This is a genomic window from Agromyces sp. P1_H4 (assembly GCF_056405255.1).
The window spans coordinates 1-21,504 of the sequence record NZ_JBFUCL010000017.1 but is presented as its reverse complement, the minus strand read 5'-3'; the positions used below and the strand labels follow the sequence as shown (position 1 = coordinate 21,504).

Here is a 21,504-nt window from a genome sequence, read left to right as displayed (position 1 = left end):
AGACGAGCCTCATCGTCGAGCTGCCCGACGACGAGCCCGGATCGCTGCTCGCGATGCTCGAGCAGTTCTCGACCCGCGGCGTGAACCTGTCGCTGCTCGAGTCGCGGCCGATCGGCGACGAGCTCGGCCGCTACCGCTTCGTCGTCGACCTCGACGGGCACATCGGCGACGAGCGGGTCGCCGACGCCCTGCTGGGCCTCCGGCGCACCAGCCCCAACGTGATCTTCCTCGGCTCGTACCCCCGTGCCGACCAGCGCGCGATCGAGTACCACTCGAAGTTCGACGACGAGATCTTCATCGAGGCGCGCGACTGGCTGCGCGGGCTCCTCAGCGGCGAGCCCGACTGAGTCCCGGCAACCTGGGTCGGCCGGGGGCCTCGCGGCCTATTCTGGAGTTCGGTGCGGGCGCTGCGGTCCGGCCCGCGAAGGAGCTGCGAGTGAGCGAGGGTTCGGCGACGGGGATCGACCCGCGGTTCGATCCGAGGTTCCAGCGCGGCTACGCGCACGACCGCCCCGAGGCGACGTCCCCGGCCGACGCGGGAGCGACGGATGCCGCGGCGCTGCCGCCGCGCGAGGAGGCCGACCCGCGCGCCGCGCTCACCGCAGCAGCCGCGCCCCTCATGTCCCCGGTGGCCGACCCGCCGTCGGGCGTGCCTCCCGCAAACGGGCCCGACGCCGTGCCCGAGGGCGGCCCTGCCGACGTCGACGACGCGCCCGACGACCTGCTCGTCGACCAGTCCCTGAGCCCCACGCGATGGCTGTGGATCGCGCTCGCCGCCTGCGCCGCGTTCGTCGTGGTCGGCTGCGTCGCGTTCTGGGTGCAGGCCTCCGACCCGTCGAACTACATCGGCGGCGTGCGCGCCGGCCTCGACGAGAGCGTCCGCCTCGTCATCAACGCGATGGCCCCCGCGCTGGTCGAGGCGGGACTCGTCGGCATCGTCGCCGTGCTCGTGACCTGGGCGGTCACGGGCCGCCGCGCGGCGAGCACCGAGGAGCAGCGGTGAGGCGGCCGCACCCCGCCGCCCTCGCGCTGGCCGGCTTCGGGACGGTGGCGCTGCTGGTGCTGTGGTGGGTCATCACCAGCATGCAGGCGATCGAGAGCAAGCTGCAGTGGTCGGGCGACTCGCCGTCCGCCGAGGTCGTGCAGGCGTGGGCGTTCTTCAACTTCGGCTACTCGGTTGCGCTGCCCTCGCTCGGGCTCGCCGTCGCGGCATCCGCCCTCGGCCTCGTGCTCGTGTGGTGCCTGCCGCGGCTGCGCCGGGCGCGGCATCCGGTTCATGCAGTGGAGGAGCAGGAGTGAACGAACGTACGGCGGGCATCGACCCCAGGTTCGATGCCCGGTATCAGCGCGGCTATTCGGGTGGGCATGTCGAGTCGCAGGCCGAACCGACCGCCTCGACGCCCGCGGATGCCGAGCGTCCGCAGCCGGCACGACCAGCCCCGGAGGATGATCCGGCCGACCTCATCCGCGCACTCGTCGCCGACCCTGAGGCGCCCGATCCTCGCCCGACGACGATCCCGGAGTCGATGCCCCCCATCGACCGGCTCGATGAGGAGCCGGAGCCCGCGCGTGCTGATCGGGTACCGACGGGACGCCTCTGGATTGGCCTCGCGGCGAGCCTCCTGCTGGTCATCGCCGGGCTCGCGCTGGTGTGGAACGCCGCCACCGATCGTTCCGTGTACACCGGCACTTCGAGCGGCTCCGAGGGCGATGCCATCCGGTTCCTGGCCTCCGTCGCGCCCGGGTTCATCCAGGCGGGTGCGCTCGGCTGCGTCGTGGTGCTCGTCGTCTGGGCTGTCCTGGCACGGAGCACGGCGGCCGTCGAGGGGGAGGAGTGAGGCGCCGACGGGTCCACCCGACGGTGATCGCCCTCGGCGCGTTGATGGTCCTGCCCCTGCTGATCGCGGCGGAGCTGTACAACGCCTCCCGGCGCACCATGACCATGGGCTTCTCGTGGCAGGGCGAGCCGAGCGACGAGCAGGTGATGGCGATGGCCATGAACCAGCTCTCATGGACGCTCGGCCCGATCCTGGCTGCGACCTCCGCTGCGGCGGCTCTCGGCCTGGTGATGTTCTGGTGCCTCGCGCCGCGTCAGCGGGGCACGCGCACGACGAGCGACGCGGGGTCGACGCGGAACCGCGCCGCCACGACGGTGCCGAACTCGTCGCCGTCGATCTCGAACTCCTCGGGCTCCGCCTCGATCTCGATGTCGACCGCCCGACCGCGCGAGTAGACGATCTCGCGACGGCGGCTCCCGCCCGTGAGGTCCATGAACTGCCGGCCGAGCGCCGACTTGCGCAGCACCCGGTTCTCCCACGTGACGCGTCGCCACACGAGCAGCCAGCCGAGCGCGTTCCGCGGCTGCAGCACGACGACGTCGAGCTTGCCGTCGTCGATCTCGGCGTCGGGGATGAGCTCGATGTTGCCCGGCAGGTAGCCGAGGTTCGCCACGAGGATGCTCGACACGCGCGACCGGTGCAACCGGCCCGCGTCGGTGCGGTGCACCACGCGGAACGGCTTGGACGCCGGGATGGCACGCAGCCCGGCGTCGACATAGGCGAGCCAGCCCACCCGCTTCTTCAGGTCGGGATTCGTGTTGGCGATCATCGTCGCGTCGATGCCGATGCCCGACATCACGAGCGAGACGTGCGATTCGGGCCGGCCGTCGGGCCGGGTGACCTCGGCGATGAGCATGTCCACGGCGCGGTCCATGCCCGAGAAGGCGAGCACCACCGCATCGCCCTGGTCGTTGACGGGGATGCCGAGGTTGCGGGCGAAGAGGTTGCCCGTGCCGAGCGGCACCAGTCCCAGCGGCACGCCGCTGCCCCTCAGGCCAGCCGCCACCGACCGCACGGTGCCGTCGCCGCCGGCCGCGATCACGAGGTCGACACCCTGACGCAGCGCGGCCTTCGCCATGCCCTTGCCGGGGTCGTCCTCGGTGGTCTCGATCCACACCGACGGTGCGAAGTGCTGTCGGGACTCGGCTCGCGCCACGGCGGCTCGCAACTCGGCGACGCCGCTCTTCGTCGGGTTGAAGATCACCGCGGCGCGCAATGCCGTGGCCGCGGCATCCGCAGCTGCATCCGTCGTCTCGTCCGTTCCGACCGCCGTCACCCTGCCAACGGTAGGCCATGTGCCCCGGGCTAGACTGGCTCGCGTGATCGACCCCGTGCTGCTTCGCGAGAACCCCGAGCTGATCAAGCATTCCCAGGAGCTGCGCGGCGAGTCTTCCGCCTTCGTCGACGAGGCGGTCGCAGCGGATGCCGTGCGCCGGGCCGCGATCACCGAGTACGAGTCGCTCCGCGCCGAGCAGAACGCCTTCGGCAAGCAGGTCGCGAAGGCTCCGAAGGAGGAGAAGGCCTGGCTCGTCGCGCAGGCGCAGGAGCTCGCGGCGCGCGTGAAGGACGCGAACCAGCGGGCGAACGACGCCGAGTCGGAGTTCCTCCTGGCCGTGCAGCGCCTCGGCAACGTCGTCATCGACGGGGTGCCCGCGGGCGGCGAAGACGACTTCATCGTGCTGCGCGAGGTCGGCGAGGTGCCGACGTTCGACTTCGAGCCGCGCGACCACCTCGAGATCGGCGAGCTGCTCGACGCCATCGACATGGGCCGCGGGGCCAAGGTCTCCGGTGCGCGGTTCCACTTCCTCAAGGGCATCGGCGCCCGCCTCGAGCTCGCACTCATGAACATGGGCCTCGACCGCGCGCTCGCCAACGGCTTCACGCCGCTCATCACCCCCACGTTGGTGCGACCCGAGATCATGCAGGGCACCGGATTCCTCGGCGCCCACTCCGAGGAGATCTACTACCTCCCCGACGACGAGCTCTACCTCACCGGCACGAGCGAGGTCGCGCTCGCCGGGTACCACTCCGACGAGATCGTCGACCTGTCGAACGGCCCGCTCCGCTACGCCGGCTGGTCCACCTGCTACCGCCGTGAGGCGGGGAGCCACGGCAAGGACACCCGCGGCATCATCCGGGTGCACCAGTTCAACAAGCTCGAGATGTTCAGCTACGTCGACCCGGCCGACGCAGAGGCGGAGCACGAGCGGCTGCTCGGCTGGCAGGAGGACATGCTCCAAGCTCTCGGGCTCAGCTACCGCGTCATCGACGTGGCCGCCGGCGACCTCGGCTCGAGCGCGGCACGCAAGTTCGACGTCGAGGCGTGGGTGCCTACGCAGGGCGCCTACCGCGAGCTCACGTCCACCTCGAACTGCACGACGTTCCAGGCGCGTCGCCTCGACATCCGGCATCGCACGGAGTCGGGCAAGACGGCGCCCGTCGCGACGCTCAACGGCACCCTCGCGACGACACGGTGGATCGTCGCCATCCTCGAGACCCACCAGCAGGCCGACGGCTCGGTCAGGGTGCCCGAGGCCCTGCGCGGCTACCTCGGCGGCCTCGAGGTGCTCGAGCCCGTCACGCGATGAGCGAGCGGATGCCGCAGCCGGCCCCGGACGGCCTGCCTTGGCTGGTGGCGCTCGACGTCGACGGCACGATCCTGCACGAGGACGAGTCGATCGACGAGCGCGTCGCCGACGCGATCGCCGCCGCGCGTGAGCGCGGCCACGAGGTGACGCTCGCGACCGGGCGGTCGTGGTCGACCACGGCGCCGGTGCTGCAGCGCCTCGGGCTCGCACCCGAGTACGTGGTGTGCGCGAACGGGGCGATCACGATGCGGCGCGATGACGCGGCATCCGACGGGTACGTGCGCGAGCACGTCGAGACCTTCGACCCCACGCGCGTGCTCGAGCGGATCCGCGCCTTCCTGCCGAGCGGTCGCTTCATGGTGGAACTTCCCGACGGCTACCGCCTCTACACCGAGGGCATGACCGACTGGAACCTCGAGAACGCCCGCGAGGTGACGTTCGAGGGGCTGCTGGACCAGCGCGCCACCCGCGTGGTCGTGGTGTCGCCAGACCACGAGCTCGAGGACTTCCTGCGCATCGTCGAGGAGATGGGCCTGCACCAGGTCAGCTACGCGATCGGCTGGACCGCCTGGCTCGACATCGCGCCCGACGGCGTGAGCAAGGCCACCGCACTCGAGCGCGTGCGCGGCTGGCTCGACGTGCCCGCCGAGCGCGTGCTCGCCGTGGGCGACGGCCGCAACGACCTCGAGATGTTCGCCTGGGCCGGCGCCGCCGGCCGCTCGGTCGCGATGGGCCAGGCGCCCTCCGAGGTGATCGCCGCGGCATCCGAGACGGCCGACGACGTCGACCACGCCGGACTCGCGGCGGTGCTCGACTCGCTGCCGTGAGCTGTGCCGCATCCTCGAGCTGAGTAGCCCCGGCGCGCTGGAATGACAAGGGTCCTGCCGCCGCACGGTTGCGCCGGATAGGATCAGCGCGTCGGAGGGGGCTCGGCATGAGCGGTCGGACCGGGCAGCAGCCAGTGTCGCCGCCAGTCGTGCCGCGACACGGCCGATTGCCGCGTCACAGCGCCTGGGCCACCTACGGCAAGATCGCGGCATCCGTCGTCGCCRTGCTCGCGGTGAGCGCTGCGGCCATCGGCGCGTACGCCGCGGTCGACCTCGTGCAGTCGGTGAAGCCTGCCGTGAAGCTCGAGAGCGAGAAGGTGCTCGAGAACGTGCCCGACATCGGCGCGATGGAGGGCGGGTTGACCTTCGTGCTCGTCGGCAGCGACAAGCGGCCGGAGGACGGCGCGTTCGGCGACCCCGAGGAGGAGTCGGCGGTCCTGAACGACGTCACCATGCTGCTGCACATCTCGCAGGACCACTCGCATGTCGAGGTGGTGAGCTTCCCGCGCGACATGTACGTGTCGGTGCCCGAGTGCACGGATCCGAACGATCCCGAGGGCGAGAAGCTGTCGGCCATGTCGCAGGTGAAGATGAACGAGGTGCTCTCGTACGGCGGGCTGGGCTGCGTGGCGACGACGCTCGAGCAGCTCACCGGCGTGACGATCCCGCTCGGCGGCATCGTCGAGTTCTACGGCGTCGCCGCCCTCTCGTCCGCCGTCGGCGGCGTCGACGTGTGCGTGACCGACCGCATCGAGGACCCGTACACCGGGCTGTTCCTCGACCCGGGAACGCATTCCCTCTCGGGCATGGATGCGCTGGCGTTCCTGCGCACCCGACACGGGGTGGGCGACGGCAGCGACCTGGGCCGCATCTCGAGCCAGCAGACCTTCCTCGCCTCGCTCATGCGCACCCTGCAGAGCTCGGGCACGCTCGGCGACCCGGTCAAGCTGTACTCGATCGCGAAAGCCGTCTTGTCGAACATGACGCTGTCGACGGCGCTCCAGAATCCCACCCAGCTCATCTCGATCGCGAAGACCCTCCAGGACGTCGACCTGTCGAAGGTCGTCTTCCTGCAGTACCCGACCGGCTACACCGACGACAAGAGCGGCGTGGTGCCGAGCGACTCGGCGCAGATCGTCAATGCCGCACTGCAGGCCGACCTGCCGGTCGCGATCGACCCAGCAGCGACGGCGGAGTCGGAGTTCGGCACCGTCGCCGATCCCAACGCGGCGGCTCCCGCACCGCCCGCCGCCGATGCCCCGGCCRCGGGGGAGGCGCCCGCCACCGGTGACGCGTCCGCCCCGGCCGACCCGGCTGCGCCGGCGCCCGAGGTGCTGCCGGAGGACGTCACCGGGCAGAACGCCGCCGAAGTCCGCTGCGCGAGCGCGAACGCCGGCTGACGCGGCATCCGCTTCAGGACCTTCCCAGACTGTGCTGCGAGGCTCGTCGGAACTGCGCTTCGGCTAGAATCGGGGCCTGCCGTGCGACGTCGCCCCTCACGGGGCGTCAGCGTGCCGGCGAGGAGGGCTGTCCGAGCGGCCGATGGAGCTGGTCTTGAAAACCAGTGGGCAGCAATGCCTCGTGGGTTCGAATCCCACGCCCTCCGCACACGACCGACATGACTGGAACGAGAGGAACCGGGTGAACCAGGACTTGCGTCACAGCTCGCGTCGCGCGGCGAAGAACCCCTCCGTCGCCCGCCACGGCCGACTCAAGACCCACAGTGCGTGGTCCACCGTGGCCAAGGTCGCGGCATCCGTCGTCGCCGTGACCCTCATCTCCGGCTCCGCCGTCGCCGCGTACGCCGCCTGGGATCTCGCGAGCACGGTGCAGCCCACCGTCAAGCTCGAGAGCGAGAAGGTGCTCGAGGGCGTGCCCGACGTCGGCGCGATCGAGGGTGGCGTCAACCTGCTGCTCATCGGCAGCGACAGCCGCCAGGGCCAGGGCGAGGCCTTCGGCGATCCCGACGAGGAGACCGCCGTCCTCAACGACGTGACGATGCTCATGCACATCGCGCAGGACCACTCGCACGCCTCGGTCGTCAGCTTCCCGCGCGACATGCTGGTCGACGTTCCCGCCTGCACCGACCCCGAGGATCCCAGCAGCACCCTCGACGAGCTCTACGACGTGAAGATCAACACGGTGCTCTCCTACGGCGGCATGGACTGCGTCGCCAAGACGGTCGAGTCGCTCACCGGCGTCACCATCCCGTTCGCCGGCATCGTGCAGTTCATGGGCGTCGCGGGCCTGTCGGAGGCCGTCGGCGGCGTCGACGTCTGCGTCGCCGAGCCCATCGAGGACGAGTACACCGGCACGTTCCTCGACCCCGGCACGCACACCCTGAGCGGCGTGGCCGCGCTGCAGTTCCTCCGCACCCGGCACGGCGTGGGCGACGGCTCCGACCTCGGCCGCATCTCGAACCAGCAGGTCTTCCTCTCGGCGCTCGCGCGCAAGCTGCAGTCCGACGGCACCCTCGGCGACCCGGTCAAGCTCTACTCGATCGCCAAGGCGGCGCTCGCGAACATGCAGCTGTCGAGCAGCCTCACCGATCCCACGCGCATGATCTCCATCGCCAAGGCGATGAAGGACATCGACCTCGCGAAGCTCGCGTTCATCCAGTACCCGACCTCGTACGTCGCCGGCGGTGGAGCCGTGGCGCCCAACGCCTCGGCGGAGCTCATCAACCAGGCGCTGCAGGCCGACCTCCCCGTGACGTTCGATCCCGACGCGCAGAACAACGACTTCGGCTCGGCCGCCGACCCGGCCGTGCAGCCGCCCGCCGAGGCTCCGGCTGAGGAGGCTCCCGCCGAGGAAGCCCCCGCTGAGACGCCCGCCGACCCGGCCGCYCCGGCTCCGACGGCCGAGGCGCTGCCCGAGGACGTCGCCGGCCAGACCGGTGCCGACGTGCGCTGTTCCGCGGGCCGCACGCTCGACGACCAGTAGGGCAGACCGGAGGCCCCGGCGCCGAATCGTCATCCGCGGCATCCGCGGGTTATGATGGCTGTCGCGTGTCCGCCATGGCGGTTCACGAGGAGACGTCGCATAGTCCGGTCGAGTGCACCACCCTGCTAAGGTGGAGTCCCCGTAAGGGGACCAGGGGTTCAAATCCCCTCGTCTCCGCTCTCGCTTCATCGAAGGCCTCCGCGTGCAGCGGGGGCCTTCGTTCGTCGTGATCGTGTCTCGTCGCCGGCCTGCCGGCTGTCACCAGTTGAGCTCGACCTCAAGCTCGTTCTCGCCCTCGTCACCGAGCTCCACCTCGACCTTGAGGTTGACCTGGTCGGGGATGTGCACGGTGATCTGCCGTCCCGCGCGGTGGAATTCGACCGAGTTGTTCTTCGCCAGGGCGTCGGCGAGTGTGCGGAGCTTGGCGGCTGCCTGCTCGCGGCTCATGCGCTGGGCGTCATCGATGTCGAACAGGTCCATGGTGTCTCTCCCTGGTGTCGTGTTCTCGACCGTAGCGACCTCCACCCGCCGCGCACTAGCGTCTCGGTACGGATGCGGGCATGCCGGTCTCTGCGGGATCCGCACCCGGGCGCCGGGCACATGGTAGAACGGCGGGATGCTTGAGATTCTGACGTTCGCTGATCTGCTGCGGTTGGTCGACGAACGGTCGGCCGCCTTCGGCGCTGCGGTCGCCGCGACGCCCAGCCTCGACGTTCAGATGCCGACCCATCCCGCGCGGACGCTGTTCGATCACGTGCAGCACGTGGGCATGGCTCGCCGCAAGGCAGCCGCCATCGTCGCCGCCGGGCCCGCGGACGGTCCGCCGGAGGAGTCCGCATGGGGAGGCGGCACGGGTGCGCCCCGGGAGCGCGGCGGTCTCCTGGACTGGTGGGCCGAGTCCGTCGAGCACCTCGAGCGTGTGCTGCACGAGGCAGGCCCGGATCGCAGTTGCTGGACATGGTGGGCGGACTCGCCATCACCGCAGACCTCCGGCGAGTGGGCGCGGCGCCAACTCCACGAGATCGCCGTGCACACCTACGACGTCCAGCTCGCGGGCAGTGCCCCGCAGCCCATACCGGAGAAGATCGCCCTCGACGGTTTCGACGACTGCCAGTTCACCCTCTGCGCGACGACGGTCGCCTGGCCACACGACCCCGCCATCGTCGACTACCACGCCACCGAGGGCCACTCCTGGCGCCTCCGGCTGTCGCACGACGGCGCACAGGTCGCCCACCTCGCGTCAGATGCCGGCCAGGACCGCGACACGGCCGACGCGTCCGCCCGGGGCACGGCCAGTGACCTAGTCTTGTTCTTCTACGGGCGCATACCGCTGGATTCGCTCAAGTTCAAAGGTGACCGTCGCATCTTCGACCAGCTCGCGGCCTGGGACCCGTCCGAGTGACAACCGACAACATGCGATCTCCTGCACCAAGGCGATCTCCTGCACCAAGGCGATCTCCTGCACCAAAGGCCCGCCGCAAGCCAGGCGCCCGATAGCCGGTCCATGATCGCGCCCCGGCGAGACCATCTGACCGGCCGGTCACTCGGCAGCCGGTCGCGACGGAACCGGGGCGAGGCCGCTCAGGCGGCGGCGGCCTCGCGCAGCAGCTCCGCGGCGCGCGCGACCGCGGGGTGCGTGCGCATCGAGCGCTTCACCCGCAGCATGATCCGACGACGTGCCGCGGCATCCTCGACGGGCAGCATCACGACGCCTTCGGGCAGCGCGAGCGCGCCGAGCCGGGGGAGCACGGTGATGCCGACGGCCTGGGCGACGTAGTCGAGGGCGCTCGTGTAGTCGGGCGCCTGGATGCGGAACGGCGGTGCGAAGCCCAGCTCCCGGCAGGCGGTGAGCACGATCTCACGGCACGGGCCGCGTGCGTGGTCGTTGTCGATCCAGGCTTCGCCCGCGAGGTCCGCAAGGGCAACCGACGAGCGGTGGGCGAGCGGATGCCGCGAGGGCACGACGGCCACGTACCCCTCGGTGCGCAGCTCCTCGATGTCGTATCCGTCGGTGTCTCCCTCGGCCACGGCGGGATCGCGGTCGCCGCGCACGGCCTCGGCGATGTACAGCTCGACGTCGAGGTCGCCCGTCGACTGCGAGCCGCGCAGCTCTGCGAGGCTCAGTTCGAGCCGCAGGGTGGGGAACTGCTCGACGAGGGCGGCCACGACCGAGGGCATCCAGGCGCGGTTGGCCGACATGAAGCATCCGATGTGCAGGGTGCCGCTGCGACCCGAGCGCAGGTCGTCGGCCATCGCGTCGAAGTCGGCGAGCTGGTCGAGCACCCGCGAGGCGCGGTCGGCGACCGCGATGCCCGAGGCGGTGGGCACGATGCCGCGGCCGCGCTTCTCGATGAGCGTCAAGCCGGTCTCACGCTGCAGCGCGCTGACGTGCTGGCTGACAGCCGAAGGGGTGTAGCCCAGCCGTGACGCGGCCCGGTTGATCGAGCCCGTCTGCACGACGGCACGGAAGACGCGGAGGCGGTGCGKATCGACCATGAGGCGATCGTACAGTCGCGCTGAATGGATGGGAAGGATCGTTCGCTTGTGCTCAGGTGAGCATCGCAGAGAAGGTGGATGGATGCAGCGACCCTCCCCGACCCGGCCCCTCGACGCCGCCGCCATCACTCCGGCAGCCGCCAGGAACTGGAAGGTGCTCGCCGCGACCCTCGTGGTGCTCCTGCTCTGGGCCTCGGCGTTCATCGCGATCCGGGGTATCGGCGATGCCCTCTCGCCCGGCGCGCTCGCCTTCGGCCGGCAGTTCGTCGGCACCGTCGTGCTCGTCGCGCTCGCCGTGTGGCGTCGCCCACCGCTGCCGCGCGGTCGCGGGTTGCTGCTCGTCGCCGTCTACGGCGTGCTGTGGTTCGCCGGCTACACGGTCGTGCTCAACCTGGCCGAGCGCCACCTCGACGCGGGCACCGCGGCGATGCTCGTGAACATCGCGCCGTTGCTCGTCGCGGTCGCCGCGGGCGTGTTCCTCAAGGAGGGCTTCCCGCGTCCGCTCATGATCGGCATGCTCATCGCGTTCGCCGGGGTCGTGCTCATCGCGACGGGCGGGGTGGGCGTGCACAGCGACCCGCTCGGCATCGCCCTCGGCATCCTCGCCGCCGTGCTCTACGCGTCGGGCGTGCTCGTGCAGAAGGTCGCGCTGCGGCACACCGATGCCCTCAGCGCGACCTGGGTCGGCTGCGCGATCGGCGCGGCGGTGCTGCTGCCGTTCGCGCCGCAGGCCGTCGCCGAGGTCGCGGCGGCGCCCACGCCGGCGGTGCTCGCGATGGTCTACCTCGGCGTCTTCCCCTCAGCCGTCGCGTTCGTGCTGTGGGCGTACGTGCTGCAGCGCAGCTCCGCGGGCGCCACGGCCTCGGCGACCCTCGCGGTGCCGGCGATCGTCGTCGTGCTCTCGTGGCTCCTGCTCGGCGAGCTGCCGACGCTGCTCGGCCTCATCGGCGGAGCGCTCTGCCTCCTCGGCGTGGCCTGGAGCCGCCGGAGGTCCGGTCCCGCCCGCGAGCGCGATGCAGCAGACCGGGGCCGCTCGGTGCGAGCGACCCCGGCCGGCTGACGTAGGCGTGCGCGTCAGGTGAGGCCGTCCTCCTCGTCCTCGAGTTCCTCCTCGAGGGCGATCTCGAGGTCCTCGAGCTCGATCTCGGCCGCCAGGGCCTTCACGATGTTGCCGGTCGCCGCGGCGATCCGGGCGGTGCCGACGATCGGCGCGATCGCGGTGAGCACGCCTCTGAGGTCTTCGGCGTCGAGCCCGACCTCCCCGCCGACCTCGAGGTTGAGCGCGTAGGAGACGGGTGGCGCGTCGACCGCGACCAGTGCGGCGATGCGGACGAGCACCAGCGTCTCGGGGTGGAGGGTGGACGCGTCGAGGGAGTCGGCGGTCATTCGCGCGAGCAGGTCGAGCACGGGCGCGTCATCGTCGGGCGTATCGGACATGATGGATCCCTTCACCACTGGTGGAACCGGATTGTGCGCAGCGAGGCTGCAGGCTCATTGCACCCCGGTCTCCCGGCTGCGGCATCATCGAGATCGCATGAAAGGCGACGCCGAGCGGTCGGCTCGCGCGTCAGGGCGTCGCGGCGCCCCGGGCACCAGCGGCCGTTCGCTCGGCCGAGTCGAGCACCGACTCGACACCGAGCAGGAAGAGGTCGCGGTCGTCGAGAGCCCGAAGTCGGGGGCCGACCGACGCGATGAGCGGATGCCGCGCCGGGTCGACCAGCAGCGGACTCTCGATCCACGGGCTGGGCGCCGACGGCGCGGTGCCGCGCTCGCTGCGGCTGCGGGCGATGCCGGCCGCGCTGGAGATCACGTGCGACGCCATGAGCGCGTAGTGGTTGACGAGGTCGTCGCCCTCGAGCCCCGCACGGGCGAAGGAGTCGAGCATGAACTCGATGATGTCGAGCTCGTGCGGGCCGTTCGTGGTGAGCACGGTCGCCTCCACGCCGATGGCGGGGTAGGTGGCGAAGAGGTCGAGGGTGGCGACCGCCAGCTGCGTGAGGCGTCCGCGCCAGTCGTCGGCTGCGGCATCCACCCGGTCGAGGCTCATGCCGATGACCTCGTCGAGGAGCGACCGCATGAGGTCGTCCTTGCCGCGGAAGTGCCGGTAGATCGCCGTCGGGTCGGCACCGAGCTCGGCGCCGAGGTCGCGTACCGAGACGGCGCCGACGCCGGGCTGCGCGGCGAGCCTGAGACCGGCGGCCACGATCGCGTCGTGGTCGAGGCGCGCCTTGCCCCCGCGGCGTGCGCGGGCGCCGCCGGATCGCGTCGCTGTCGTCATCGGTTGCCGTGTTCCTTCGTTTCAGGACATGCTGCCACGCCCGCGGCCCCTGGGCCGGTCGCCCGCCGAGCGCGGCGCACGTCTCAGCATAACGAATTGATCAACGCCGATGTCAACAGTGTTGACATCGGGAGCGCGGCGCAACTACAGTCGCCGCAACCCACACGTTCGACGAGGAAGCGAGGGCGACGTGCCCGCAGACCTGCTCTTCACCGGAGGCCCGCTCTTCACGGGCACCGGAGACCCGCTGCCCGGCCACGCCGTCGCGGTCACCGCCGGCCGTATCACGGCGGTCATTCCCGAAGCCGACGCCGGCCCGCTCATCGGCGAGCACACCCGTGTGGTGCAGCTCGACGGGGCACTCCTCAGCCCGGGCTTCCAGGACGCGCACATCCACCCGGTCGGCGGCGGCGTCGAGCTCCTGCAGTGCAACCTCACCGAGGCGACGGATGCCGCCGACACGGTCGCCCTCGTGCGGGCCTACGCCGACGCGAACCCCGACGAGCCGTGGATCCTCGGCGGCGGTTGGTCGATGGACCACTACCCGGGCGGTGCGCCGGTGCGTGCACTGCTCGACGCGGCCGTGCCCGACCGCCCGGTGCTGCTGCTCAGCCGCGATCACCACAGCACCTGGGCGAACACGGCCGCCATCCGCCTCGCCGGGATCGACGCGTCGACACCCGACCCGGCCGACGGCCGCATCGAGCGGGAGGCCGACGGCGCACCGGCCGGCACCTTCCACGAGGGTGCCGGCGACCTGTTCGACGGCGTGCGCCCGGCGCTCGATCCCGAACTGGTCTACGCGGGTCTCCTGCGCGCGCAGCGCGAGCTCCTCGCGCTCGGCATCACGGGGTGGCAGGACGCAATGGTCGGCGGCGGCTCGGGGGTCGTCCCGGATCCGCTCGACGCCTACCGGCGCGCGCTCGAGGCCGGCGAGCTCGTGGTGCACGTGGTCGGCGCCCAGTGGTGGGCCCGCGACCGCGGCATCGAACAGGTCGACGAGATGGCCGCCCGTCGCGAGGCCATCGCCGCGCTCGGCCATGAGGAGCGCCTCTCGCTCGGCACGACGAAGATCATGGTCGACGGCGTCGCCGAGAACCAGACCGCCGCGATGCTCACGCCGTACCRCGACGCGCACGGCCACGACACCCACAACCACGGGCTCTCGTTCGTCGACCCCGAGCTGCTGCAGGGCTATGTCACCGCCCTCGACGCCGCCGGATTCCAGGTGCACTTCCACGCACTCGGCGACCGCGCCGTGCGTGAGGCGCTCGACGCCCTCGACGCGGCGAAGGCGGCCAATGGCGCGACCGACGGACGCCATCACCTCGCCCACCTGCAGGTCGTGGAGGAGACCGAGACCGCCCGCTTCGCCGGGCTCGGCGCCGTGGCGAACATCCAGGCGCTCTGGGCCACCCACGAGGACCAGATCGACGAGCTGACCCTGCCGTTCCTCCAGGACGGCGCCGAGTCGCGCCAGTACCCGTTCGGCGACCTCGTGCGCCACGGAGCGCGCCTCGCCGCCGGGAGCGACTGGCCGGTGTCGAGCGCCGACCCGATGGACGCGATCCACATCGCGGTCACGCGGGTCGCGCCCGGAATCGATGCCGGGCCGCTCGGCGGGGCCCACCAGCGCCTCGACCTGGCCACCGCGATGGCCGCCTACACCTCGGGCACGGCCTACGTGAACCACCGCGACCACGACACCGGGTACCTCCGCGAGGGCTACCTCGCGAACCTCGTCGTGCTCGACCCCGACCCGTTCTCGGTGCCCGCCGAGGAGATCCACCGTTCGACGGTGGTCTCGACGTGGGTCGAGGGCGAGCCCGTCCACCTCCGCAACGACTGACTCCGAGGAGCGCACGATGTCCGACCCCCAGCACCGCACCTCCCCCCACCGCGGGGTCCGCCGCGTCTCGCGCCGTGCGACGGCCGTCGTCGCCGGCACCCTTGGCGCCGCGCTCGCGCTGACCGGGTGCACCCCGCCCGCGACCGAGGCGCCCGCCGACCCCGACTACGAGCTCACCACGCAGACCGATGCCCCGTCGGGCGACATCGACTCGTTCTCCTGGGTGAGCTACGCCGAGCCGTACTCGCTCGACTACGCCTACGCGTTCGACTACTCCGACAACCAGGTGCTCGCCAACGTGTGCGAATCGCTCCTGCGCCTGAACCCCGACTACACGCTCACCCCGGCGCTCGCCGAGTCGTTCGCGCATCCCACCCCGACGACGTGGGTCTACACGATCCGCGACGGCGTGACCTTCCACGACGGCACGCCGCTCACGGCCGCCGACGTCGTCGCGTCGATGAGCCGCCACCTCGACCCGGCGGTCGGCTCCTCGTGGTACTCGGTGTACCAGAACGTCACCTCGATCGAGCAGACCGGCGACCGCGAGGTCACCGTGACCGAGGCATCCGCCGACTCGCAGTTCAACCTCGCGATGGGCGGCTCCGCCGGTGTCATCGAGTCGGCGGCCACGCTTGCCGACGCGGGCGCCGACTACGGCAACTCGACCGGCGGCGTGAACTGCACCGGCCCCTTCAGCCTGACCGAGTGGAAGGCGGGGGAGCGCATCACGCTCACCCGCTACGACGACTACTGGGACGAGTCGCTGCGCGCGAAGTCGGGCGAGGTGCAGTTCCTCTTCATGAACGACGCCAACGCCCGCGTGAACGCGCTGGCCTCAGGCGAGGTCGACGGCGGCTGGATGGTGCCGCTCGAGGCGGTGCCGCAGCTCGAGAACTCGAGCGTCGGCGACATGCTGTTCGGCATGAGCACGGCCGTGTCGAGCCTCATCGTGTCCAACCTCGACGGGCCGCTCGGCGACGTGAACGTGCGGAAGGCGCTGCTCATGGCGCTCGACCGCGAGGGCATCGTCTCGGCCGCAGCCAAGGGCTACGGCGAGGTCACGGATGCGCTCACGACGGAGTCGGTCTGGGTCGGAGCCAGCGACGCGGGCCTCGACGCCGCCTTCGACGACCTCGAGGAGTACCCGTACGACCTCGCGGCGGCGAAGCAGCTCGTCGAGGACGCGGGCGCAGTCGGCGAGGAGATCGTGTTCGCCACCGCGCCGATCAGTAGCGACTTCAACGTGATCGCGCAGGCGACGGCGGCCGCCGCCGAGTCGATCGGCCTCAAGGCCACCATCGAGACGGTGACCCCGAGCGCCTACACCGCGCTGTTCTCCGACCCGAGCGCCCGCGAGGGCATCGACCTCTTCTACACGTCCTGGTACCTCTCGAGCCCCGACCCGCTGGAGATGTACAGCGTGCTGCGAACGGGCGAGTTCAGCAACTACGGCGGATGGTCCGACCCCGAGTTCGACCAGGTCGTGAACGACGCGATCGCGATCGACGACCCCGCCGCCCGCTCGGAGAAGACCGCCGAGGCCCAGCGCATCGCCAACGAGGAGCTGCCGTGGCTGCCGCTCTACACCGGTCCGATGCCGCTGTTCCTGGGGGAGCGCATCACCGGCGTCGCCCCGTCGATCGCGTTCCTCTACTACCCCTGGGCGGCGACCATTGGCGCCCGCTAGCGGCATCCGTCGGCATCGCGCCCCAGCCGGCGGAGCGGCGGTCGTCCCGTGACCGCCGCCCGGCGGGTGGCCGGCAAGCTCGGCGGCCTGCTCCTCACGCTGTTCCTGGCGTCGCTCCTGGTCTTCTTCTCGCGGTTCCTGGTGCCCGGCGATCCCGTCACCTTCCTGCTGCGCGGACGCAAGCCGTCGCCCGAGGCGATCGCGCAGGTCACCGCGCAGTACGGGCTCGACCTGCCGCCGTGGCAGCAGTACCTGCAGTGGCTCGCCGGCGTGCTGCACGGCGATCTCGGGCGGTCGCTGCAGTACCGGCAGGACGTGACCGCCGTGATCGGCGAGCGCCTGCCCGTGACGCTCGGCCTCGTGGTCATGGCCGGGCTGATGATCGCCGTGGTCGGCCTGGTCGGCGGCATCGTCGCCGCCCTCAATCGGGGTCGCATCCTCGATCGCGGCGTGCTCATCGGGCTGACCGTACTCGGCGCCATCCCCTCGTTCGTCGGGTCGATCGTGCTCATCGCCGTGTTCGCGGTGCAGCTCGGCTGGTTCCCGTCGTTCGGCTCGGGCGACGGCGGATTCCTCGACACGGTGTACCACCTGGTGCTGCCGTCCATCGCCTTGGCCGTGGTGTTCGTCGTGCTCGTGGGCAAGGTGACCCGATCGTCGATGGTCGACCAGCTCGGCCGGGAGCACGTCGAGGTCGCCACGAGCCGCGGACTCGGCCGCGCCACCGTGGTGCGGCGGCACGTGTTCCGCAACGCGATCGGGCCGATCCTCACGGTCAGCGGCGTGCTCGTCGCCGGCCTCATCGTCGCGAGCTCGATCGTCGAGGCCGCCTTCGGCCTCGCGGGCATCGGCTCGCTGCTCGTGCAGTCCGTCGACCGTCTCGACTTCCCGGTCGTGCAGGCCATCGTGCTGCTCGTCGTGTTCGCCTTCGTCGTGGTGAACGCGATCATCGACATCCTCGAACCCTGGGTCGACCCCCGATCCGCCGCAGGAGCTGGTGCCAGATGACCACCCCCACCCTCGCGCTCGAGGTGCTGCGCGCCCCGCGTGCCCGGCCGGCGAACACGGCCTACGTCATCAGCCTCGTCGTCCTCGGCGTGCTGACCTTCGCGGCGATCTTCGCGCCGTGGGTCGCGCCCTACGATCCCGACCAGGTCGACCTCGCCGCGGTGTACGCGAGCCCGTCGTCGGCCCACTGGCTCGGCACCGACGCGCTCGGCCGCGACATCCTGAGCCGCATGATGTACGGCGCCCGCACCGCCCTGCTCGCACCCCTGATCGTGGTGATCTCCTCGACCGTCATCGGCATCCTCCTGGGGCTCCTGGCCGGCTGGCGCGGCGGCTGGATCGACTCGGTCCTCGGACGCATCTTCGACGTGGTGTTCGCCTTCCCATCGCTGCTCATCGCGATCATGGCGGTCGCACTGTTCGGCAAGGGGCTCGTCGCCCCGGTCATCGCCATGAGCATCGCGTACGCGCCGTTCGTGGCCCGACTCACCCGCTCGCTCGTCGCCTCCGAGCGGAGCCGCCCCTACGTCTCGGCCTACCGGGTGCAGGGCTTCGCGGGCGGCTGGATCGCGACCCGCCGGGTGCTGCCCAACGTGACCCCGATCGTCGGCGCCCAGTCGACGCTGAACTTCGGGTACGTGCTCGCAGAGTTGGCCGCCCTGTCGTTCCTCGGCCTCGGCGTGCAGGCGCCCACCGCCGACTGGGGCGCCATGATCAACGAGGCCCAGGCGGGGCTCCTCGGCGGCCACTTCCTGCCGGCGATCGTGCCGGCGGTGGCCGTCGTCATCGCCGTCGTCGCCGTGAACGTGATCGGCGAGGAGCTCTCCGACCGCATCGGAGGAGGAACCCCAGCATGACGCTGCTCGACATCTCGGACTACACGCTCGACCTGCCGGGCGGCGCCCGCCTGCTCGACGGGGTCTCCCTGCGCGTCGCGGAGGGGGAGACGGTCGGCCTCGTCGGCGAATCCGGCTCGGGCAAGTCGCTCACCGCCCGTTCGGTGATCGGCCTGCAGCCCCGCGGCGCGAGGACAGCCGGCTCGGTGCGGCTCGACGACCGCGAGGTCCTGGGCGCCCCGACCGGGGAGCTGCTCGCCCTGCGCCGGTCGAGCGCGGGCATGGTCTTCCAGGACCCGCGCGCGGGCATCAACCCGATGCGCACCATCGGCGACCACCTCACCGAGACGCTCCGGCTGGTCGACGGCCGGTCGCGTGCCGACGCCGACGCGCGGGCGATCGAGCTGCTGCGCGCCGTGCGGCTGCCGCGCCCCGAGGACCACCTGCGCCAGTACCCGCACGAACTGTCGGGCGGCATGCTGCAGCGGGTCATGATCGCGGGTGCGCTCACGAGCTCGCCGCGGCTGCTCATCTGCGACGAGCCGACCACCGCCCTCGACGTCACCACGCAGGCCGAGATCATCGGCGTGCTCGGCGAGCAACGTGCGTCAAGGGGCATGGGCATGCTCTTCATCACCCATGACCTGAACCTCGCGGCATCCATCTGCGACCGCGTCTACGTGATGAGCGCCGGCCGGGTCGTGGAGCACGGCGACGCCCGCCAGGTGTTCCTCCGGCCGCAGGCGCCGTACACGCGGCGGCTGGTGGCGGCGACGCCGACGATCGCGGTCGTCGAGGCTCCCGCCGTTGCGGTGCCGGATGCAGGGGGGCCGGCGCTCGTCACGTCGGTTCCGGATGCCGCGGGGCAGGCCCTCATCGCCGACCCCATGCTCGACGTCCGAGCCGTCTCGAAGACCTACCGCGCGCACGGCACGGCCCGGGTGCGCGCCGTCGTGGACGCGTCGATGGCGATCCCGCGCGGCGGTGCGCTCGCCGTGGTGGGGGAGTCGGGATCGGGCAAGTCCACGCTCGCGCGCATGATCGTCGGGCTCGAGTCGGTGGACGAGGGGGAGATCGTCGTGGCGGGTGCCGTCCGCACGTCGGTCCCGCGCCGGCGCGCGGAGCGGCTCGCGCACTCCCGATCGGTGCAGATGGTCTTCCAGGACCCGTACCTGTCGCTCGACCCGCGCATCCCGGCCGGACGCGCGATCGAGGACGCGCTCCGGTTGCACGCGGCGCTCACCACGAGTGACGCGCGCACCCGGGTCCTCGACCTGCTCGAGCAAGTGGGCCTCGACGCCACGCACGCCACCGCCCGCCCTCGCACCCTCTCGGGCGGTCAGCGGCAGCGCGTGGCGATCGCCCGGGCGCTCGCGATCGAGCCCGACGTGCTCGTGATGGACGAGGCGACGAGCGCGCTCGACGTCTCCGTGCAGGCGCAGGTGCTCGACCTCGTGGCGGCGATCCGCCGGGAGCGGGGACTGACCGTGCTGTTCATCAGCCACGACCTCGCCGTGGTGCGCCGGGTCTGCGAGCAGACGGTGGTGATGCGCGCCGGCGAGATCGTGGAGCGGGGCGAGACGGCGTCGCTGCTGGCCGCGCCGCGGCATCCGTACACCCGGCTCCTGCTCGACTCGGTGCCGAGGCCCGGCTGGGACCTCGACGGGCTCGCGTCCGACGCCGGAGCCCCGCGCGCGGCACCCGAGCACGCCGCGGGGGTCACCGCATGACGCCGGCCGACGGCCGGTCGCTCACTCCCAGTTGTCGACGGGGGTCGTCTCGTCGAGYGGGTCGCCCTCGCTCGCGCTGGTGACCTTGGTGCCGTCCTGGGCCGCCTGACGGTCGGCCTCCGACGAGTCGACGCGCGCGTCGTCGACGTCGGGGTCGAGCGGTCGCGGGTCGCGGTCGGCGTCGAACGGCTCCTCCAGCGGGTCCACGAAGTCGGTCATGTCGGTCCTCTCCTCTCGTCGGTCTCCGCGGCTCAGTCGGGGATGCCCCGGATGCCGCGGATCTCCCCGATCTCCTCGGGGTCGAGCTCCACGTCGCCCGCGTCGTCGGGGCCGCCGGTGCCCGGCACCGCCCGGATCCGCGACGTGTCGATGTCGTCGTCGATCCCCTCGGGGAGGGGATCGGCCTGCTTGGCCGCAGTCTCCGCCTCGCTGCCGGGGCTGTAGCTCACGTCCTTGCGCGTCTGCTCGGGATCGTTCAGCGGCGCGGCCGCCCCGCCCCCGGCCTCGGGATTCGGACGCGCACCCGACTCGTCTGGCGTGCTCATGCCGGCGAGCCTAGGTCGCGCACGGTCGGGTCGTCAGGCCCTTGACACGGGGACGCGGCGAGTGTCGGAGGGTGCTCGCTATGGTGGGAACCACCACCACGATCAGGGGGACCATCACCATGCAACGAATCATGACGTCCACCGCGCTGGTCTTCGCCGGCGCGCTGCTGCTCGCCGGATGTGCGGCCGGCGGGAGCGGAGCCTCGTCGAGCGCCGACGAGTGCGACACGGTGAAGTCCGACGTCCGCGACATCTCGAACGGCGCGCAGAACACGCTCGCCGCGGGCGGCGACCCCGCCGAGATCCAGTCCGCGCTCGAGGGCTACAGCGACCGCGTCGACCAGCTCGGCGAAGACACGTCCGACGCCGTGAGCGATGAGCTCGAGAAGCTCGCCGGGGCGCTCGACGACGCGGCCGAGTTCGCCGCGACGCTGCCCTCCGATCCCGATGCCGAGGTCGACTCCGACGCGGTCGCCGAGCACCAGACCGCGATCCAGGACGCGGCGTCGGGCGTCAACGACGCCTGCAGCGCCGACTAGCGGGCACCGGCACGAGCGCGGGGCGCGGCATCCGATCAGCGGATGCCGCGCCCCGTCGTCGTCCGTCCGGCGGGCTCGATCCCCCTGAACCGKCGAAGCGCCGATCCTTAGGCTGCACCCCTGCAACGAATCACCACGGCCGCCGCCCTCGTCTTCCCGAGTGCACAGCTCCACTCCCGCTGCGCCGCCGCCGGTGGCGCCGAGGGCGCCGCTTCGAGCGTCGACGCCTGCACCGCCGACGAGTCCGAGGTCCGCGACATCTCGAACGGGGCGCAGACCGCGCACGCCGCCGGCGGCGACCCGAGCGAGACGCAGGCGACGCTCGAGGGCTACAGCG

Annotated in this window: 23 protein-coding genes and 2 tRNA genes; 18 read left to right on the top strand and 7 right to left on the bottom strand. The window is 71.6% G+C overall.

The window, feature by feature from the left end:
• The 4 genes from AC1DY2_RS02410 to AC1DY2_RS02395 all read left to right on the top strand — a co-directional run.
• Positions 1–347, top strand: a 347-nt coding sequence (locus tag AC1DY2_RS02410; protein ID WP_476760954.1) for an ACT domain-containing protein, incomplete at its 5' end; no start/stop codon positions are given.
• 89 nt (positions 348–436) lie between these two features.
• Positions 437–1,003, top strand: coding sequence for a hypothetical protein (locus AC1DY2_RS02405; protein ID WP_476760953.1), 567 nt, complete (start codon positions 437–439; stop codon positions 1,001–1,003).
• Complete coding sequence (locus AC1DY2_RS02400) at positions 1,000–1,299, top strand: hypothetical protein (RefSeq protein ID WP_309975099.1); 300 nt, start codon at positions 1,000–1,002, stop codon at positions 1,297–1,299. Before AC1DY2_RS02405 ends, AC1DY2_RS02400 begins: the two co-directional genes overlap by 4 nt.
• Positions 1,296–1,838 (top strand): hypothetical protein, encoded by a 543-nt coding sequence (locus AC1DY2_RS02395; protein WP_476760952.1) that lies wholly within the window; start codon positions 1,296–1,298, stop codon positions 1,836–1,838. Before AC1DY2_RS02400 ends, AC1DY2_RS02395 begins: the two co-directional genes overlap by 4 nt.
• A 253-nt stretch (positions 1,839–2,091) precedes the next feature.
• Here the strand turns inward: AC1DY2_RS02395 and AC1DY2_RS02390 are convergent, their stop codons facing one another.
• Positions 2,092–3,114, bottom strand: coding sequence for a diacylglycerol/lipid kinase family protein (locus tag AC1DY2_RS02390; RefSeq protein ID WP_309975094.1), 1,023 nt, complete (start codon positions 3,112–3,114; stop codon positions 2,092–2,094).
• A 43-nt stretch (positions 3,115–3,157) separates the two neighbouring features.
• Between AC1DY2_RS02390 and serS the strand changes: the two genes are divergently transcribed.
• The 6 genes from serS (at position 3,158) to AC1DY2_RS02360 (ending at position 8,373) form a co-directional block, all read left to right on the top strand.
• On the top strand, positions 3,158–4,426 hold the full coding sequence (serS, locus tag AC1DY2_RS02385) for a serine--tRNA ligase (protein ID WP_476760951.1): 1,269 nt from the start codon (positions 3,158–3,160) through the stop codon (positions 4,424–4,426).
• Between the two features lie 8 nt (positions 4,427–4,434).
• Positions 4,435–5,253, top strand: coding sequence for an HAD family hydrolase (locus tag AC1DY2_RS02380; RefSeq protein WP_476760950.1), 819 nt, complete (start codon positions 4,435–4,437; stop codon positions 5,251–5,253).
• 107 nt (positions 5,254–5,360) lie between these two features.
• Positions 5,361–6,653, top strand: a complete 1,293-nt coding sequence (locus AC1DY2_RS02375; protein ID WP_476760949.1) for an LCP family protein — start codon at positions 5,361–5,363, stop codon at positions 6,651–6,653.
• Positions 6,654–6,774: 121 nt separating this feature from the next.
• A tRNA-Ser gene (locus AC1DY2_RS02370) sits at positions 6,775–6,859 on the top strand.
• Positions 6,860–6,894: 35 nt separating this feature from the next.
• Positions 6,895–8,196 (top strand): LCP family protein, encoded by a 1,302-nt coding sequence (locus AC1DY2_RS02365; RefSeq protein ID WP_476760948.1) that lies wholly within the window; start codon positions 6,895–6,897, stop codon positions 8,194–8,196.
• An 88-nt stretch (positions 8,197–8,284) separates the two neighbouring features.
• A tRNA-Ser gene (locus AC1DY2_RS02360) sits at positions 8,285–8,373 on the top strand.
• An 81-nt stretch (positions 8,374–8,454) separates the two neighbouring features.
• On the opposite strand, the gene AC1DY2_RS02355 is transcribed toward AC1DY2_RS02360, so the two are convergent.
• Positions 8,455–8,676 (bottom strand): amphi-Trp domain-containing protein, encoded by a 222-nt coding sequence (locus AC1DY2_RS02355; protein WP_476760947.1) that lies wholly within the window; start codon positions 8,674–8,676, stop codon positions 8,455–8,457.
• Between the two features lie 172 nt (positions 8,677–8,848).
• Here AC1DY2_RS02355 and AC1DY2_RS02350 point away from each other — a divergent pair, with 172 nt between their 5' ends.
• A complete protein-coding gene (locus AC1DY2_RS02350; protein WP_476760946.1) occupies positions 8,849–9,598 on the top strand; it encodes a maleylpyruvate isomerase N-terminal domain-containing protein in 750 nt (249 codons plus the stop codon).
• Positions 9,599–9,777: 179 nt separating this feature from the next.
• Here AC1DY2_RS02350 and AC1DY2_RS02345 read toward each other — a convergent pair whose 3' ends face one another.
• Positions 9,778–10,692 carry a LysR family transcriptional regulator gene (locus AC1DY2_RS02345; protein ID WP_476760945.1) on the bottom strand — a complete coding sequence of 305 codons (915 nt, stop codon included), beginning with the start codon at positions 10,690–10,692 and terminating at the stop codon, positions 9,778–9,780.
• Between the two features lie 82 nt (positions 10,693–10,774).
• Between AC1DY2_RS02345 and AC1DY2_RS02340 the strand changes: the two genes are divergently transcribed.
• The gene (locus AC1DY2_RS02340) at positions 10,775–11,752 is read left to right on the top strand and encodes a DMT family transporter (protein ID WP_476760944.1); all 978 of its coding nucleotides are present in this window, start codon (positions 10,775–10,777) and stop codon (positions 11,750–11,752) included.
• 14 nt (positions 11,753–11,766) lie between these two features.
• Here AC1DY2_RS02340 and AC1DY2_RS02335 read toward each other — a convergent pair whose 3' ends face one another.
• Both AC1DY2_RS02335 and AC1DY2_RS02330 read right to left on the bottom strand, forming a co-directional pair.
• Positions 11,767–12,129: a carboxymuconolactone decarboxylase gene (locus tag AC1DY2_RS02335; protein ID WP_476760943.1), complete on the bottom strand. Its 363-nt coding sequence runs from the start codon at positions 12,127–12,129 to the stop codon at positions 11,767–11,769.
• Positions 12,130–12,259: 130 nt separating this feature from the next.
• A complete protein-coding gene (locus AC1DY2_RS02330; RefSeq protein WP_476760942.1) occupies positions 12,260–12,970 on the bottom strand; it encodes a TetR/AcrR family transcriptional regulator in 711 nt (236 codons plus the stop codon).
• A gap of 190 nt (positions 12,971–13,160) precedes the next feature.
• On the opposite strand from AC1DY2_RS02330, the gene AC1DY2_RS02325 reads away from it, so the two are divergent.
• The 5 genes from AC1DY2_RS02325 to AC1DY2_RS02305 are packed head-to-tail and all read left to right on the top strand — an operon-like array spanning position 13,161 to position 20,083.
• Entirely contained in the window at positions 13,161–14,819 is a 1,659-nt protein-coding gene (locus AC1DY2_RS02325; RefSeq protein ID WP_476760941.1) for an amidohydrolase, read from the top strand.
• 16 nt (positions 14,820–14,835) lie between these two features.
• Positions 14,836–16,509: an ABC transporter substrate-binding protein gene (locus tag AC1DY2_RS02320; RefSeq protein ID WP_476760940.1), complete on the top strand. Its 1,674-nt coding sequence runs from the start codon at positions 14,836–14,838 to the stop codon at positions 16,507–16,509.
• 48 nt (positions 16,510–16,557) lie between these two features.
• Positions 16,558–17,517, top strand: a complete 960-nt coding sequence (locus AC1DY2_RS02315; protein WP_476760939.1) for an ABC transporter permease — start codon at positions 16,558–16,560, stop codon at positions 17,515–17,517.
• A complete protein-coding gene (locus AC1DY2_RS02310; protein WP_476760938.1) occupies positions 17,514–18,374 on the top strand; it encodes an ABC transporter permease in 861 nt (286 codons plus the stop codon). The genes AC1DY2_RS02315 and AC1DY2_RS02310 overlap by 4 nt, the downstream gene beginning before the upstream one ends.
• A complete protein-coding gene (locus tag AC1DY2_RS02305) occupies positions 18,371–20,083 on the top strand; it encodes a dipeptide ABC transporter ATP-binding protein (RefSeq protein WP_476760937.1) in 1,713 nt (570 codons plus the stop codon). Before AC1DY2_RS02310 ends, AC1DY2_RS02305 begins: the two co-directional genes overlap by 4 nt.
• 21 nt (positions 20,084–20,104) lie before the next feature.
• Here AC1DY2_RS02305 and AC1DY2_RS02300 read toward each other — a convergent pair whose 3' ends face one another.
• Together AC1DY2_RS02300 and AC1DY2_RS02295 are read right to left on the bottom strand one after the other, a co-directional pair.
• Entirely contained in the window at positions 20,105–20,302 is a 198-nt protein-coding gene (locus AC1DY2_RS02300) for a hypothetical protein (protein ID WP_476760936.1), read from the bottom strand.
• Positions 20,303–20,334: 32 nt separating this feature from the next.
• Entirely contained in the window at positions 20,335–20,628 is a 294-nt protein-coding gene (locus AC1DY2_RS02295) for a hypothetical protein (protein ID WP_476760935.1), read from the bottom strand.
• Positions 20,629–20,759: 131 nt separating this feature from the next.
• Here AC1DY2_RS02295 and AC1DY2_RS02290 point away from each other — a divergent pair, with 131 nt between their 5' ends.
• Positions 20,760–21,167, top strand: a complete 408-nt coding sequence (locus AC1DY2_RS02290; RefSeq protein WP_476760934.1) for a hypothetical protein — start codon at positions 20,760–20,762, stop codon at positions 21,165–21,167.
• Positions 21,168–21,504: the final 337 nt, after the last annotated feature.